Source organism: Sphingoaurantiacus capsulatus, assembly GCF_042648405.1.
Classification (GTDB): Bacteria; Pseudomonadota; Alphaproteobacteria; order Sphingomonadales; family Sphingomonadaceae; genus Sphingoaurantiacus; species Sphingoaurantiacus capsulatus.
Genome location: NZ_JBHRXV010000011.1, coordinates 754957 through 769769, shown reverse-complemented (window position 1 = coordinate 769769; position 14813 = coordinate 754957). Strand labels below are relative to the sequence as shown.

Genomic DNA, 14813 nt, shown 5'->3' with positions numbered 1-14813 from the left:
TTCGCGCGCGCACCGCGTGCCGACAGGGTGTGCCCCAGGCGGACGCTGCGCTCACGCGCGGACCCTAGCTCTCCAACACCGCCCTGATCTTCGCGGCGAGTTGCTCGATCGAATAGGGCTTGCTGAGAAGCTCGACGCCCGGATCGATCACGCCGTTGTGGACGACCGCGTTTCGTGTGTAGCCGGTCGTGTACAGGATTTTCAGATCGCCGCGCCGCCGCCGCGCCTCGTCGGCCAGCTTCCGCCCGTTGACGTCCGGCATGACGATGTCGGTGAACAGTAGCGCGATTTCCGGATGTGCATCGAGCAACCGCAGGGCGGCCGCGGCGCCCTCCGCCTCGAGCACGCGATAACCCAGTTCGGTAAGCGCATCGACGCTGAATTGACGGACGGCCGGCTCGTCATCGACGACCAGAATGACCTCTTGCCGCTCGCCGCGCAGCAGTTCCGGGAAGCTGGGGACCGCCTCGGCGGTCTCCTCGCCGACAAAGCGAGGCAGATAGATTTTCACCGTCGTGCCTTCGCCGGCCTCCGAATAGATTTTTACGTGGCCGCCCGACTGCTTGACGAAGCCATATACCTGGCTGAGGCCAAGCCCGGTGCCCTTGCCGACCGCCTTGGTCGTGAAGAAGGGGTCGAATGCCTTGGTCATCACCTCGGGTGACATGCCGCCGCCGGTGTCGGTCACGGCGATCATCACATAATGGCCGGCGCGCACCCCGAAATTGCTGCTCGCATAGCGCTCGTCGAAGTGAGCATTTTGGGTTTCGATGGTCAGCCGGCCGCCCTCCGGCATCGCGTCGCGCGCGTTGACGGCAAGATTGAGAATGACGTTTTCGAGCTGATTGCGATCGGCGTGGGTCCGCCACAGGCCGGCGGCCAGCACCGTCTCCAGCCGAACGTCCGCCCCGATCGAGTGGCGCAGCAGTTCCGACATACCGGGCACCAGCTTGTTCGGGTCGAGCACTTCGGGGTTGAGCGGCTGTTGGCGCGAAAAGGCGAGAAGGCGCTGGGTGAGCGTCGCCGCGCGCTGGGCGCCTTCGCTCGCGGCATCGACATAGCGTTTCGCGCGCAGATCCTGGTCACCGAGCCGTCGGCCGAGCAAATCCAGGGAGCCGATCACCACTGCCAGCATATTGTTGAAGTCATGCGCGATGCCACCGGTGAGCTGGCCGACCGCTTCCATCTTCTGCGACTGGCGCAGCGCCTCGGCCATCTGCTCGCGCTCGGCGACAACTTCGGTGACCCGCTGTTCAAGATGGTCGTTGAGCTGGCGCAGCTGGGCCTCGGCGTGCTTGCGCCCGGTCACGTCGATCGCGGTGCCGACGACGCGGACGCAGCGGTCCTCGGCATCGAACATGCCGCGGCCCTTGGCGGCGACCCAGCGGATCAGCCCGTCTTCCTTGCCGACGGTGCGATATTCGACGTCGTAAAGCGCGCGGCGCGCAGGATCGCAAGCGGCGTCGAAGGCTTCGCCGGTATGGCCCCGGTCCTCCGGATGCAGCCCGTTGTAGAAATCGGTCATCGAGATCGGCGCGTCGGCCGAGATGCCGAACATCTGCTTCACGATCGGCGGCCAGATCAGGATGTCGTGGATGATATCGACATCCCAGAAGCCGACCTCCGCGGCTTCGGTCGCCAGCCGCAGCCGTTCCTCATTGATCGCCAGCTCGGCGCGGGTCCGCTGGCGCTCCGTCAGGTCGAGCATCGCGCCGATCATACGCTGGGGCGCGCCGGCGGCGTCGCGAATGATATGGCCGCGGTCGAAGATGCTCGCGTAGGTGCCATCGGCGCGCAGAAAGCGATACTCTTCCGACCAGCTGTCGGCGGTGCCATCGATCGCCGCGTGGATGCTGCGGTCGATGCGGGCGCGGTCGTCAGGATGGATGTGCTCGATCCACCACTCGCCCGTCGGCTCGACCTGCTCCAGCCGGTGGCCGTGCGCCGTTTCCAGCGCCTCGCTCCAGGTGACATGGTTCGTCGCGAAATCCCAGTCCCAGATCGCATCGTTGGTCGCCAGGCTGACCAGGCGATAGCGCTCCTCGATACCGCGAAGTGCCGCTTCGGCCTCCGCACGCTGGGCGACTTCGGCACTTAGTTCGTTCGCATGCTGCGTCTGCCGCGCCAGCGTCTTGCGCAGCTCGAGCTGCGTCATGACCTGTCGCGCCAGCACCTCAAGTACCAGCCGCTGGTGCGCGGTGATCCCGTCGGGGCGCGGGGTTCGGTCGAGCACGCAGACGGTCCCGATCGGCAGCCCCTCCGCGCTGCGCAACAGCGCGCCGGCGTAGAAGCGCAAGCCGTCCTCGGCGGTCACCAGCGGGTTGCAGGCGAGGCGATCGTCCTCCCGCGTGTCGGGGATGACCATGAAGTCGTTCTGCAGGATCGCGTGCGCGCAGATCGATACATCGAGCGGCAATTCGCGCGCGCCGATCCCGACCTCCGCCTTGAACCATTGCCGATCGTCGGCAACGAGATTCACGACGGCAATCGGCGCGGCAAAGGTTTCAGCGACCAGGCGAACGATCTCATCAAACTCCGCCTCGGCCGGCGTATCGAGGATCGCGTAGCTCTCGAGCGCGCGAACGCGCTCGGCTTCGGACCATGGTTGAGAGCGAAGGGATTCGACAGCCACTTTGACTAGTTAGCAGCTACGCGAACTGATCACGATGTAAAACAGAACGAGTTTGCTCACCCTGCCGCGGAAAGTTCGCCGCGATTATCGCCTTTCGTATCTTCAAACCGAAGGTGGCGCCGACGGGCAGCGAATGTCGCGTGCTTGCTGGGTGATTGCCGGATATCAAATTCTGGAAAGCAAAGGGCCCCGCATCGCTGCGAAGCCCTTGGAATTTATGGTGGACGCACTAGGGCTCGAACCTAGGACCCGCTGATTAAGAGTCAGCTGCTCTACCAACTGAGCTATGCGTCCATCTGGTCGGAAAGCTGGGCGCCGGAGCGCCCTTTTTCAACCGGAGTGGGCGGGTATCACGCACTTTTCGGGATGTCCACGCCTAATCGCGTAAAAAGTGTCGACTAAAGCGACGACGGGCCGCCGCCGAGCATCGGGCGGTGGCGTTCGCGGGCGATCGACATCAGCACGCCCATCGTCAGCAGCACGGTCATCATCGCCGAGCCCCCGTAGGAGACGAGCGGCATCGGGATGCCGACGACGGGGGCGAGTCCCATCACCATCAGCGCATTGATCATCAGGTAGAAGAAGACGGTGCAGGTGAGGCCCATCGCCGCGAGCTTGGCGAAGGGGGTGCGGCCGGTGATGCTGACCGAAATGCCCCAGCCGATGACGATCGCATAGGCGCCGAAGATGAACAGGCCGCCCATCAGCCCCCATTCCTCCGCCATCGTCGAGAAGATGAAGTCGGTGTGCTTCTCGGGCAGATACTCGAGATGGCTCTGCGTGCCATTGAGATAGCCTTTGCCGAAGATGCCGCCCGAGCCGATCGCGATCTTGGACTGGGTGATGTGGTAGCCGGCGCCCAGCGGATCCGCCGCGGGATCGAGGAACGTCAGCACGCGCCGCTGCTGATAGGGGCGGAGCATCGAATAGACGACGGGGAGCGCGGCGGCGACGGCGACGCCGGCGCCGATGAACCAGCGCAGGCGCACCCCGGCGAGAAACAGCATCGCGACGCCGCCGAAGGCGATCATCAGCGAAGTGCCGAGATCGGGCTGCGCCATCACCAGCATCATCGGCACGCCGATCATCAGCACCGGCGGCCACAGCGCGCGCGGGCTCTCGATGAAGGCGCGCGGCAGATAGTGATAATAGCGGGCGAGCGCCAGAATGATCGCCAGCTTCATGAACTCGGACGGCTGCAGCCGGATGACGCCGAGGTCGATCCAGCGCTGCGCGCCCATGCCGATCTTGCCGAAAATCTCGACGACGGTGAGCAGCACGAGGATCACCGCGTAGAGCGGATAGGCATATTTGATCCACACCTCGATATCGATCTGCGCCACCGCCAGCATGGCGACGAGCAGCACCGCGAAGCGGATGCTCTGCGTCAGCGCCCACGGCTCCATGCTGCCGCCGGCGGCCGAATAGAGAACGGCGATGCCGAAGCTGCCGATGGCGATGATCACGAAGATCACCGACCAGGGCAGCAGGCGCAGCTTGTCGGGAAGCGAGGTGTTGAGCATCGCTATTCGCCGGTGCCGGCCGCGGGGGTCGGGGCAGGGGGGGTGGCTGCAGTCGTCGCGGCGGGCGTTCCGCCGGCCGCGGTCTGTGCGGCGGCGCGCGCGGCAAGCATGGCGCGATATTCCTGATCGGCCTTCAGCTTACGCTTCTTCTCGGCCCAGTCGGCTTCGAGCTTTTCGAGGTTCTTCATCGCGACCTCGGGGGCGAACAGATAGGTCATGATATCGCGCGCGATCGGCCCGGCGGTGCCCGAGCCCGAGATGCCATGCTCGACGATGATGCTCATCGCGTAGCGCGGCGCCTCGACGGGGGCGAAGGCGACGAACAGCGCGTGGTCGCGATGCTTCCACGGTACGCTCAACCCGCCGAACTTGCCGCCGCGGCGCCGGTCGGCGGCGGTGATGCGGCGGACCTGCGCGGTGCCGGTCTTGCCCGCCATGTGGACGGCGGGGACGGGGAGGCGCGCGCGGCCGGCGGTGCCACGCGGCGAATTGACCACGTCCGACATCGCCTGCCGCACCAGCGCCAGATGCTCGACGGGCACGTCGAGCGGCTTGAAATTCTTTCGCCTGGCGCCGGCGAGCAGGTTCGGCTCGACCTGAAGCCCCGAGGCGATGCGTGCCGTCATCACCGCCAGTTGCAGCGGCGTCGTCGCATTATAGCCTTGGCCGATCGCGCAGGAGAGCGTTTCGCCGGGCAGCCATTTCTGGTCATAGCGCTTCATCTTCCACGCCTGGTCGGGGACGATGCCGCTGCGCTGGCTGGGGAGCGGCAGATCGAACTCCTGCCCGAGGCCGAACTTGCGCGCGGTCGCGGCGATGGCGTCGATGCCGACCTGCTTGCCGTAATGGTAAAAATAGGTGTCGCAGCTCTGGTAGATGCCTGCCGGCATGCTGACGAAGCCGTGGCCGCCGCGCTTGTGGCAGTGGAAGGCGTGGCCGCCGAAATAATAGCGGCCCGAGCAGGAGCAGCCGTCGCTCGGCAGGAAACCGGCGTTCAAAATGGCGAGCGCGGTCATCATCTTGAAGGTCGATCCGGGCGGGTAGATGCCCTGCACCGTCTTGTTGATCAGCGGATGGCGTTCGTCGTTGGTAAGCGTGTTCCATTCGGTGTGGCTGATGCCGTCCGAAAAGTCGTTGGGGTCGAAGGCCGGCATCGACAGCTGGCACAGCACGTCGCCCGTCCAGCAGTCCATGATGACGACGCTCGCCGATTCCTCGCCGAGGCGGCGCGCCGCATAGGCCTGCAGGTCGCGATCGATGGTGAGTTTCACCGTCTTGCCGGGCGTGTCGTCGACCGTTTCGAGGTCGCGGATGATGCGGCCGCGCGCATTCACTTCGCTGCGCCGCGCGCCCGCCTTGCCGCGCAACGGGTCGTCGAGCATCTTCTCGATGCCGTCCTTGCCGAGGCGGAAGCCCGGGAAGACGTAGAGCGGGTCCTTGGTTTCGAGAAACTGTTCGCGCGTCGGGGTGCCGACATAGCCGAGGAGGTGGCCGACCGCCGAACCGTCGGGATAATAGCGCGCGAAGCCGCGGATCGGCTGCACGCCGGGAAGCTCTGGCAGGCGGACGTTCACGGCCGCGAACTGGTCCCACGGCATGTCCTTGGCGATCTCGACCGGGACATAGCCGGGCAGGCGCTTCACGTCCTTGCGGATGCGCGCCAGATCCTCGGGCGTCAGCGTGATGACCTGCGCGATCTGGGCCAAGGTCGTGTCGAGGTCGTCGACCTGTTCGGAGACCAGCTCCAGCCGATAGTCGGGGCGGTTCAAGGCCAGCGGCTTGCCGTTGCGGTCGACGATCCAGCCGCGGCGCGGCGGGATCAGGCGGACCTGGACGCGGTTGTCCTCGGCGAGGAGCTTGTACTTCTCCTGCTCGAACACCGAGAGATAGGCCATGCGCCCGGCCAGCACGAGGCCAATGCTTCCCTGCACCGCGCCGATAAACAGCGCGCGGCGGGAAAATACCTGTTCTCGGTCTGACTCGCTCTTGATCGTCATCGGTCGCCCCAGCGGCGCTGGATTCCGGCGATTATCGCGACGACGAAGGGATAGGCCAAGACCGTCGTGACGGCTTGCCACAGGAGGGGCGTGAACGGCAGCTCGCCGCCGGTGAAACCGATCAGCTGCCAGGTCAGCACTTCATAGGCGAAGACCAGCAGCGCCACGAGCGCCCAGTCGAGCGCATAGGGGCGGTGGCCGTAGCGCCGTTCGAGCGCGCCGACCGCGATGGTGGTGATCGGCATCAGCAGTGCGTTGACGCCGAGCGGCAGCCCGAGCACCGCATCGGTCAGCACGCCGAGAAGGAGCGCCAGATGCGCGGGCATCAATGCCGGCTGGAACAGCCCCCAGATGAGTACGGTGAGCAGCGCCAGATGCGGCATCAGCGGCGCCGAGGTGATCAGCGGCATCGTCATCACGAACAGGGCGACGACGCAGGTGAGCAGCGGCACGAGCCGGCGCCACCGCGCGATGCGCGCCGCCAGCCGGTCGTCATGCTCGAGGCCGACGAGCGGGCCGCTCATTCGGTGGGCGCCGGTGCGGCGGGAACAGGCGCGGCAGGCGCGGCGGCTACTGGTGCAGCGGCGGGCGGCGCGGCGGCAGCCTCGGGCTGGGGCAGCGCCACCACCGGCGGCAGATAGGGCTGCTCGACGATGACGTAGCCGAGGCCTTCGGGGTGCGCGAGCGGGCGGGCGTATTGCACGTCGCGCAGCACGCGCGTCACCACCGCCACCGGCACGTCGGGCGGGAAAATGCCGCCGTCGCCGCTGGTCACCAGCCGGTCGCCGACCTTCAGCTGGCCGTCGGCAGGCGCGACATAGCGCAGCTCCAGCTCGACATCGTTGATGCCGGCGATGATCGCCGGCCGACCGGTGCGCAGCACCTTCACCGGCACGCGGCTCGACGCGTCGGTCAGCAGCAGCACGCGCGCCGAATGATTGCCGACCTCGACGACGCGGCCGACGAGGCCGCGCGCGGCGCGCACCGGCTGGCCGATGCGCAGGCCCTGGTCGCGACCGCCGCTCACCACCGCCGAGCGGACATAGGAGCCCGAGGAGCCGGCGGCGATCGGCACCACGCGGCGCCAGCGGCGCGCCGGCTCAACGACGCGCAGCAGCTCCTTCATCTGCTCATTCTCGCGCACCATCGCGAGCCGCTGCTGGTCGCGCAGGCGATAGCGGCGCAGCTCGGCCTCGAGGTCGCGGTTGCGGTCGACCGCCCAGAAATAATGCGAGACGTAGTTGCCGGCGTCCTCGATGGCGCCGAGCGGCCCGCGCAGCAGGCCCCAGACCGGCGCCGTCACGTCCATCGCCGCGCCGCGCAAGCCGCTGCCGCGCGTGGGGTCGCTGCGGCTCATCAGCAGCAGGACAAGCCCGACGAACACCGCGACGATCGCCACGGCGATGCGGACAAGCGCCAAGTTGCGCTCGCGTCGCGAGGCGCTCCAGGATCGCTGTCGGGGCGGCCACGCCATCGGGTTCCCCTAACCCTGAGCGGTGGAGAGGATCAGGCGGTTTCGAGAACGCCGCGGTAAACCGGCTCTTCGAGCGCCTTGCCGGTGCCGAGCGCAACGCAGGTCAGCGGGTCTTCCGCGACCGAGACCGGCAGGCCGGTCGCTTCGCGCAGCACCGCGTCCATGTCGCCGAGCAGCGCGCCGCCGCCGGTGAGCACAATGCCCTGATCGACGATGTCGGCGGCCAGCTCCGGCGCGGTGTTCTCCAGCGCCATGCGCACGCCCTCGACGATGGTCGAGACCGGCTCCGACAGCGCCTCGGCGATCTGCGCCTGGTTGATCGTGATCTCCTTGGGCACGCCGTTCATCAGGTCGCGGCCCTTGATCTCGATGGTGAGGCCGACGCCGTCGGCCGGCGGCTTCGCCGTGCCGATTTCCTTCTTGATGCGCTCGGCGGTGGTTTCGCCGATCAGAAGGTTATGGTTGCGGCGGACGTAGGAGACGATGGCGTCGTCCATCTTGTCGCCGCCGACGCGCACCGAAGTGGTGTAGGCGAGGCCGCGCAGCGAGAGCACGGCGACCTCGGTGGTGCCGCCGCCGATGTCGACGACCATCGAGCCGATGGGTTCGGTCACCGGCATGCCGGCGCCGATCGCGGCGGCCATCGGCTCCTGGATCAGATAGACCTGGCTGGCGCCGGCGTTCGAGGCGGCGTCGCGGATGGCGCGCTTCTCGACCGAGGTCGACCCCGACGGAACGCAGATGACGATCTCCGGGAAGCGCGGCAGCTTCGAGGTGTGCACCTTCTTGATGAAATAGTTGATCATCTGCTCGGCGACCTGGATGTCGGCGATGACACCGTCGCGCAGCGGGCGGATGGCCTCGACGTTGCCGGGGGTGCGGCCCATCATCAGCTTGGCGTCGTTGCCGACGGCCTTCACCTGGCGGCGGCCGTTGATCGTCTCGATCGCCACGACCGACGGCTCGTTCAGCACGATGCCGCGCCCGCGCACATAGACGAGGGTATTCGCGGTACCGAGGTCGATCGCCATATCCTGGCTGAGGAACGAGAACAGACGGCTGAAGATGGACATGTAAGCTGGCCCCACCACAAAAATTTGCTTGGCCGGTGCGGCGGCCCCTTCCGGTGCGGCCCCGAAAGCCGCAGAAATCCCCGCCCGACGAAGGCGGCACCATGGCGAATGCGCCCTGCCGCGCCAAGCCCTTTCGTAACGTTTTGACGGCTGTCGGACGCGGTTTGGCGCGCTATATCATCGCGGACCATGCCAATCCGCCGATTACCCGATCATCTGGTCAACCAGATCGCCGCCGGCGAGGTGGTCGAACGACCCGCGAGCGCGCTGAAGGAACTGGTCGAAAACGCGCTCGATGCTGGCGCGCGGCGCCTCCAGATCGAGCTGTCGGCGGGCGGGATCGAGCTGATCTCGGTGGTCGACGACGGCCGCGGCATGCGCGCCGACGAACTGCGGCTGGCGCTCGAACGCCACGCCACCTCGAAGCTGCCCGACGATGACCTCTCCGCCATCGCGACCCTGGGGTTCCGCGGCGAGGCGCTGCCGTCGATCGCCAGCGTCAGCCGGCTGTCGCTGACCAGCCGGACGGGAGCCGGGGAAGGCTGGCGGATCGTGGTCGACCATGGCCGCGTCGAGGCGGATGGCCCGGCGGCGGTGCCGGTGGGGACGCGGGTCTCGGTCGAGCAATTGTTCGGCAAGGTGCCGGCGCGGCGGAAATTCCTGAAGTCGGAGCGGTCGGAGCTTGGCGCCTGCGTCGATGTGGTGCGCCGGCTGGCGATGGCGCATGCCGATGTCGCCTTCGAGCTGCGCCACGACGGCCGCAAGTTGATCGACGCGGCGCCGGGCGGGTCGATGCTCGAAAATGCCCGGCTGACCCGGATGGCGGCGCTGCTCGGCGTCGAGTTCGCCGACAATGCGGTGCCGGTCGATCTCGACCGCGAGGGGCTGCGGCTGGGTGGGCTTGCGGGGCTGCCCACCTACAATCGCGGCGTCGCCGACCATCAATATCTGTTCGTCAACGGCCGTCCGGTGCGCGATCGGCTGCTCGTCGGCGCGGTGCGTGGGGCCTATCAGGACCTGCTGGCGCGCGACCGGCATCCGGTGGTGGCGCTGTTCCTCGAGGTGCCGAGCGATTTCGTCGACGTGAACGTCCATCCGGCGAAAACCGAGGTGCGCTTCCGCGACGCGGCGCTGGTGCGCGGCATGATCGTCGGCGGGCTGCGACGGGCGCTCGATGCGGCGGGGCATCAGGCGTCGACCACGGTGGCCGCCTCGGTGCTGGCGTCGCTGCGGCCCGAGCAGCCGGTCGCGCCGGGCTGGACGCCGATGCCACCGACGCAGGCAAGCTTCGCCGACCGCCAGGCCACCTTCGTGGCGCCGCCGATGGCGCGGGCGCCGCAATATGAGCCGGCTTATGCGCCGTCAGCCCCGGCACAGGACTTCCCGCTCGGCGTCGCGCGCGGGCAGGTTCACAACACCTATATCGTCGCCGAAGCGGCCGACGGCCTTGTGATCGTCGACCAGCATGCCGCGCATGAGCGGCTGGTGCTCGAACGGATGAAGGCGGCGCTCGGCGACGGTGTCGCCGCGTCGCAGGCGCTGCTGCTGCCCGAGGTCGTCGAGCTGGGCGAGGTCGAGGCCGACCGGTTGGAATCGCGCGCCGCCGAACTGGCGGGCTGGGGGCTGGAGATCGAGCGTTTCGGGCCGCGCGCCGTGCTGGTGCGCGCGGTGCCGGCGCTGCTCGGCACGCGCGTCGACGTGAAGGGCCTCGTCATCGACCTCGCCGACGAACTCGGCAGCTTCGGCGAGGCGCTCAGCCTCAAGGAGAAGATCGACGCGGTCTGCGCGACGATGGCCTGCCACGGCTCGGTTCGCGCCGGCCGCGCGCTATCCCCCGCCGAGATGAACGCACTGCTCCGCGAGATGGAGGTGACGCCGCACTCCGGCCAGTGCAACCACGGGCGGCCAACCTATGTGAAGCTCGCGAAGGGCGACATCGAGAAGCTGTTCGGGCGGCGGTGAGTGGCTCAGGTAACGGCAGAACTGACGATGCCCGGCCAGCCGGCACTGCTCGTTACCAACGAGGGAGAGCTCCGTCTCGCTCTGCAGTGGCTGCCATCAATCAAGTCGGGTGAAACCATCCGGCTATCCCGCGGGCCCAAGCACTTCATCTCCGCAACCCGTTGCGGCGAATTTTGGTCAGCAACTGTGCGACTGGAGAAATGGTGGACGCGCGCATCGTTTACGGCCGCTTTTACAAGCGACTACAGCGCGCATCAGGCGAAGCAATCGCGTGTGGCCGGCTCACTTTGGAAGCAGATCGCGTTGACATTCAAGTCCCCGCCGGCCGAGTCCTCGCTCAGCTCAGGGCAGGTCGCGACCATCTTCGCGGAGTATTTTTCCGGGAAGCGATTCACCATTCCAATTTCGGGGGGGGGCTGATCGCAGCACCCCTGCAACGCCTCGCCCCGCCGGGGAGAGGAAGGGGCCCGTGTCAGCGGGAAGGTGAGGGGAGCGCCGACGAGTCAGAACGCTCGCTGCGCTCGCGCCCCTCACCCAACCCTCTCCCCAGCGGGGAGAGGGCTTGACGCTTACAGCCCCAGGTCGTCGATGCTGAGCAGGCTGGCGTTGCCGCCGGCGCTCGTCGTGTCGATCGAGACGGTGCGTTCCGAGGCGAAGCGGAGGAGGTAGTGGGGGCCGCCGGCCTTGGGGCCGGTACCGGACAGGCCCTCGCCGCCGAAGGGCTGCGAGCCGACCACTGCGCCGATCATCGAGCGGTTGACGTAGAGGTTGCCGACCTTGGCCTCGGCGATGACGCGGTCGGCGGCGCTGGCGATGCGGCTGTGGAGGCCCATCGTCAGGCCGTAGCCCTTGGCGTTGACGCGGCGCACCGTGTCCTCCAGCTCGCCGGCCTTCCAAGTGGCGACATGCAGGACGGGTCCGAACCATTCCTGCGTCAGCTCCTCGATCGAATCGAGGCCGATGACGGTCGGCGGGATGAACAGGCCACCGCCCGCCGGGGCGTCGAGCGCGTGCAGCCAGCGGCTCTTGGCTGACTGGCGATAGTCCTCGAGGCGCTGGTAGGCGGCCTCGTCGATCACCGGGCCGACGTCGGTGCGGACATCGGCGGGGTCGCCGATCACCAGCGTTTCCATCGCGCCGATCAACATATGCAGCGTGCGCTCGGCGATCTCGTCCTGCAGCAGCAGCAGGCGCAGCGCCGAACAGCGCTGGCCCGCCGAGCGGAAGGCCGAGGTAACAACATCGGCGACCACCTGTTCAGACAGCGCGGTCGAATCGACGATCATCGCGTTGATGCCGCCGGTCTCGGCGATCAGCGGCACGATCGGACGGTTGTCGTCGTCGAGCAGCGAACGGGCGATGGCCTTCGCCGTCGCCGTCGAGCCGGTGAAGGCGACGCCGGTGACGCGCGCATCGGCGACGATGGCGCGGCCGACCTCGGGCCCGCCGGGCAGATAATGCAGCACGTCCTTCGGGATGCCCGCCTCATAGGCGAGCTCGACGGCGCGCTTCGCAATCAGCGGCGTCTGCGGCGCGGGCTTCGCCAGCACGGAATTGCCGGCGACCAGCGCGGCGGCGACCTGGCCGATGAAGATGGCGAGCGGGAAATTCCACGGCGCCACCGCCGCGAACACGCCGCGGCCGCCGAGGCGAAGCTCGTTGCGCTCGCCGGTCGGGCCGGGGAGGGGGAGCGGAGCGAACTGCGCGCGGGCATTGATCGCGTAATAGCGGCAGAAGTCGACCGCCTCGCGCACCTCGGCGAGCGCGTCGGGGATCGTCTTCTTCGCTTCCTTGACGCAGATCGCCATCAGCTCGGTGCGGTGCATCTCCATCAGGTCGGCGAGGCGATCGAGGCAGGCGGCGCGCGCCTTGACCGGCACGCGGTCCCACGTCTCGGCGGCGGCATGCGCGGCGGTGATGGCGGCGGCGACGTCAGGTACCTTCGCGGCGGCAGGCAGTGGCGTCGCGGCGAGGGTCTTCGCCAGCGGGTGCAGCACCGCGGCGTCCTGCAGGTCGAGCCCGCCCGAATTGACGCGGCCGGGGAAGATGTCGCGCGGCGCCGGGATGCTCGGGTGCGGCGTGCCCTTCACCCGCGCGATCTTCGCCGCCGGATCGGCGAGCAGATCCGCCTCGGTGACGTTGGGGTCGGCGAGCTGGTGCACGAAGCTCGAATTGGCACCGTTCTCCAGCAGGCGGCGGACCAGATAGGCGAGCAGGTCGCGGTGGCCGCCGACGGGGGCGTAGATGCGGCAGTGGTAGCCGTCTTCCTGCACCAGCCGCTCATAGAGGCCGCCGCCCATGCCGTGTAGCCGCTGGAACTCGAAGTCGCGGCGGTCGCCGGCCCAGTCGAGGATGGTCGCGACGGTCAGCGCGTTGTGGCTGGCGAAGGCGGGGTAGAGGTTGGGCGCGGCAAGCATCTGCTTCGACACCGCGAGATAGGAGACGTCGGTCGCCGCCTTGCGGGTGAACAGCGGATAGTCGGAAAGGCCCGCCTCCTGCGTGCGCTTGATTTCGCTGTCCCAATAGGCGCCCTTCACGAGGCGCACCGTCATCTTGCGGTGCGTGTCGGCGGCGAGGGTCTGCGCCCAGTCGATGACCGCGGCGGCGCGTTTCCCGTAGGCTTGTGCCGCCATGCCGAAGCCGTCCCAGCCCTTGAGCTTCGGGTCGCGCGCCACGCCCTCGATGATGTCGAGCGACATCATCAGCCGCTCGGATTCCTCGGCGTCGACAGTGAGGCCGATGCCCACTTCCGCCGCCTGGATGGCGAGCGCGCGGGTTATCTCGGTCAGTTCGGCGACGGCGGTGTCGGCGTGCGCGGTCTCGTAGCGCGGGTGCAGCGCCGACAGCTTCACCGAGATGGAGTGGTCTTTCTTGGTTTTGGAAGCCCCAACGCGGGCGATGGCGTCACGGTAGCTTTCGAAATAGCGCTGTGCGTCTTCAGACGTCCTCGCGGCCTCGCCGAGCATGTCGAAGCTGGCGGTAAAGCCGCGATAGTCGGCCTCGTCGGCGCGGCCCAGCGCCTCGTCGATGGTGCGACCCATCACGAACACCTGGCCCATCAGCCGCATCGCGGTGCCGACGGCGGTGCGCACGAACGGCTCGCCGGCGCGCTGGACGAGGCGGCGCAAGGTGCCGGCCTTCTCGCTGTCGCCGACGACGGCGCGGGTGAGGACGAGGCCCCAGGTCGCCGAATTGACCAGCGCCGAATCCGACTGGCCCGAATGCGCCGACCAGTCGGCGGTGCCGAGCTTGTCGCGGATCAGCATGTCGGCGGTCTCAGGGTCGGGCACGCGCAGGAAGGCCTCCGCGAGCGCGAGCAGCGCCACGCCCTCCTGCGTGTTGAGGCGATACTGGTGGAGGAAGCGGTTGACCCAGCCTTCCGACTGCGCGCCGCGCAGATCAGCAAGCAGGCCGAGCGCGTGGTTGACCACCCGCTCGCGCGCGGCGGCGTTGATGGTGGCGCCGGGCAGCAGGTCGCGCAGCACCTCGGCCTCGGGGGCGCGATAGAGCGCGTTCATGCGGGCGCGGGCGGCGGCGAGGTCGGTCATCTGGTCAAACTCCCCAAGAGTTGCCGCTAGATGCCGCATTTCGACCCGAAGGTGCTTGTTATCTTCGGCATGACGTCCGATGATTCAGGTGAAAAGAGGGGATTTCCCCGAAGGATGTTCGGACATGCTCGACGAAACCGACCGCCGCATCCTGCGCACCCTGCAGGCCGACGGGCGCATCACCAACCAGGCGCTGGCCGACGCCTGCCATATCTCGCCCGCCGCCTGCTTCGACCGGGTGAAGCGGCTGCGGTCGAAAGGCTATATCGTCGGGACGATGGCGGTGCTCGACCCCGGCCTGCTCGACCGGGCACTGCTGATCTTCGTCGAAGTGGTGCTCGACCGCACGACGGGGGAGATGTTCGAGGAGTTCGCCGCCGCGGTGCGCCGCCACCCGGAGATCATGGAATGCCACATGGTGGCGGGCGGCTTCGACTACCTGATCAAAGCGAGAGTGAAAGACATGGCGGCCTATCGGGCATTCCTCGGCGACACGCTGGTGACACTGCCGGGCGTGCGCGAGACGCGGACCTACGCCGTGCTCGAGGAAGTGAAGAGCACGATGGCGCTTCCGGTCTGACGCCGATAGGGAAGCCGGGAATAG

9 protein-coding genes and 1 tRNA gene are annotated in these 14813 nt (G+C 67.8%); 2 read left to right on the top strand and 8 right to left on the bottom strand.

Features of this window, described 5'->3' with window-relative positions; genetic code table 11:
- Positions 1-64: 64 nt before the first annotated feature.
- From ACFOMD_RS15935 to ACFOMD_RS15905, 7 genes are all read right to left on the bottom strand, one after another.
- Positions 65-2632, bottom strand: a complete 2568-nt coding sequence (locus ACFOMD_RS15935; protein WP_380863145.1) for a PAS domain-containing protein — start codon at positions 2630-2632, stop codon at positions 65-67.
- Between the two features lie 218 nt (positions 2633-2850).
- A tRNA-Lys gene (locus ACFOMD_RS15930) sits at positions 2851-2926 on the bottom strand.
- Positions 2927-3030: 104 nt separating this feature from the next.
- Positions 3031-4155, bottom strand: a complete 1125-nt coding sequence (gene rodA, locus ACFOMD_RS15925; protein ID WP_380863143.1) for a rod shape-determining protein RodA — start codon at positions 4153-4155, stop codon at positions 3031-3033.
- Positions 4156-4157: 2 nt separating this feature from the next.
- Complete coding sequence (gene mrdA / locus ACFOMD_RS15920; RefSeq protein ID WP_380863141.1) at positions 4158-6152, bottom strand: penicillin-binding protein 2; 1995 nt, start codon at positions 6150-6152, stop codon at positions 4158-4160.
- A complete protein-coding gene (mreD, locus tag ACFOMD_RS15915) occupies positions 6149-6676 on the bottom strand; it encodes a rod shape-determining protein MreD (protein ID WP_380863139.1) in 528 nt (175 codons plus the stop codon). Before mreD ends, mrdA begins: the two co-directional genes overlap by 4 nt.
- A complete protein-coding gene (gene mreC, locus ACFOMD_RS15910; RefSeq protein ID WP_380863137.1) occupies positions 6673-7572 on the bottom strand; it encodes a rod shape-determining protein MreC in 900 nt (299 codons plus the stop codon). The genes mreD and mreC overlap by 4 nt, the downstream gene beginning before the upstream one ends.
- Positions 7573-7658: 86 nt before the next feature.
- Positions 7659-8699 carry a rod shape-determining protein gene (locus tag ACFOMD_RS15905; RefSeq protein WP_380863135.1) on the bottom strand — a complete coding sequence of 347 codons (1041 nt, stop codon included), beginning with the start codon at positions 8697-8699 and terminating at the stop codon, positions 7659-7661.
- Positions 8700-8888: 189 nt separating this feature from the next.
- Here ACFOMD_RS15905 and mutL point away from each other — a divergent pair, with 189 nt between their 5' ends.
- Entirely contained in the window at positions 8889-10661 is a 1773-nt protein-coding gene (gene mutL / locus ACFOMD_RS15900; RefSeq protein ID WP_380863133.1) for a DNA mismatch repair endonuclease MutL, read from the top strand.
- A gap of 569 nt (positions 10662-11230) precedes the next feature.
- On the opposite strand, the gene ACFOMD_RS15895 is transcribed toward mutL, so the two are convergent.
- On the bottom strand, positions 11231-14209 hold the full coding sequence (locus ACFOMD_RS15895; protein WP_380863131.1) for an L-glutamate gamma-semialdehyde dehydrogenase: 2979 nt from the start codon (positions 14207-14209) through the stop codon (positions 11231-11233).
- Positions 14210-14333: 124 nt separating this feature from the next.
- Between ACFOMD_RS15895 and ACFOMD_RS15890 the strand changes: the two genes are divergently transcribed.
- Positions 14334-14789 carry an Lrp/AsnC ligand binding domain-containing protein gene (locus tag ACFOMD_RS15890; protein WP_449329079.1) on the top strand — a complete coding sequence of 152 codons (456 nt, stop codon included), beginning with the start codon at positions 14334-14336 and terminating at the stop codon, positions 14787-14789.
- The last annotated feature ends 24 nt before the right edge of the window (positions 14790-14813 follow it).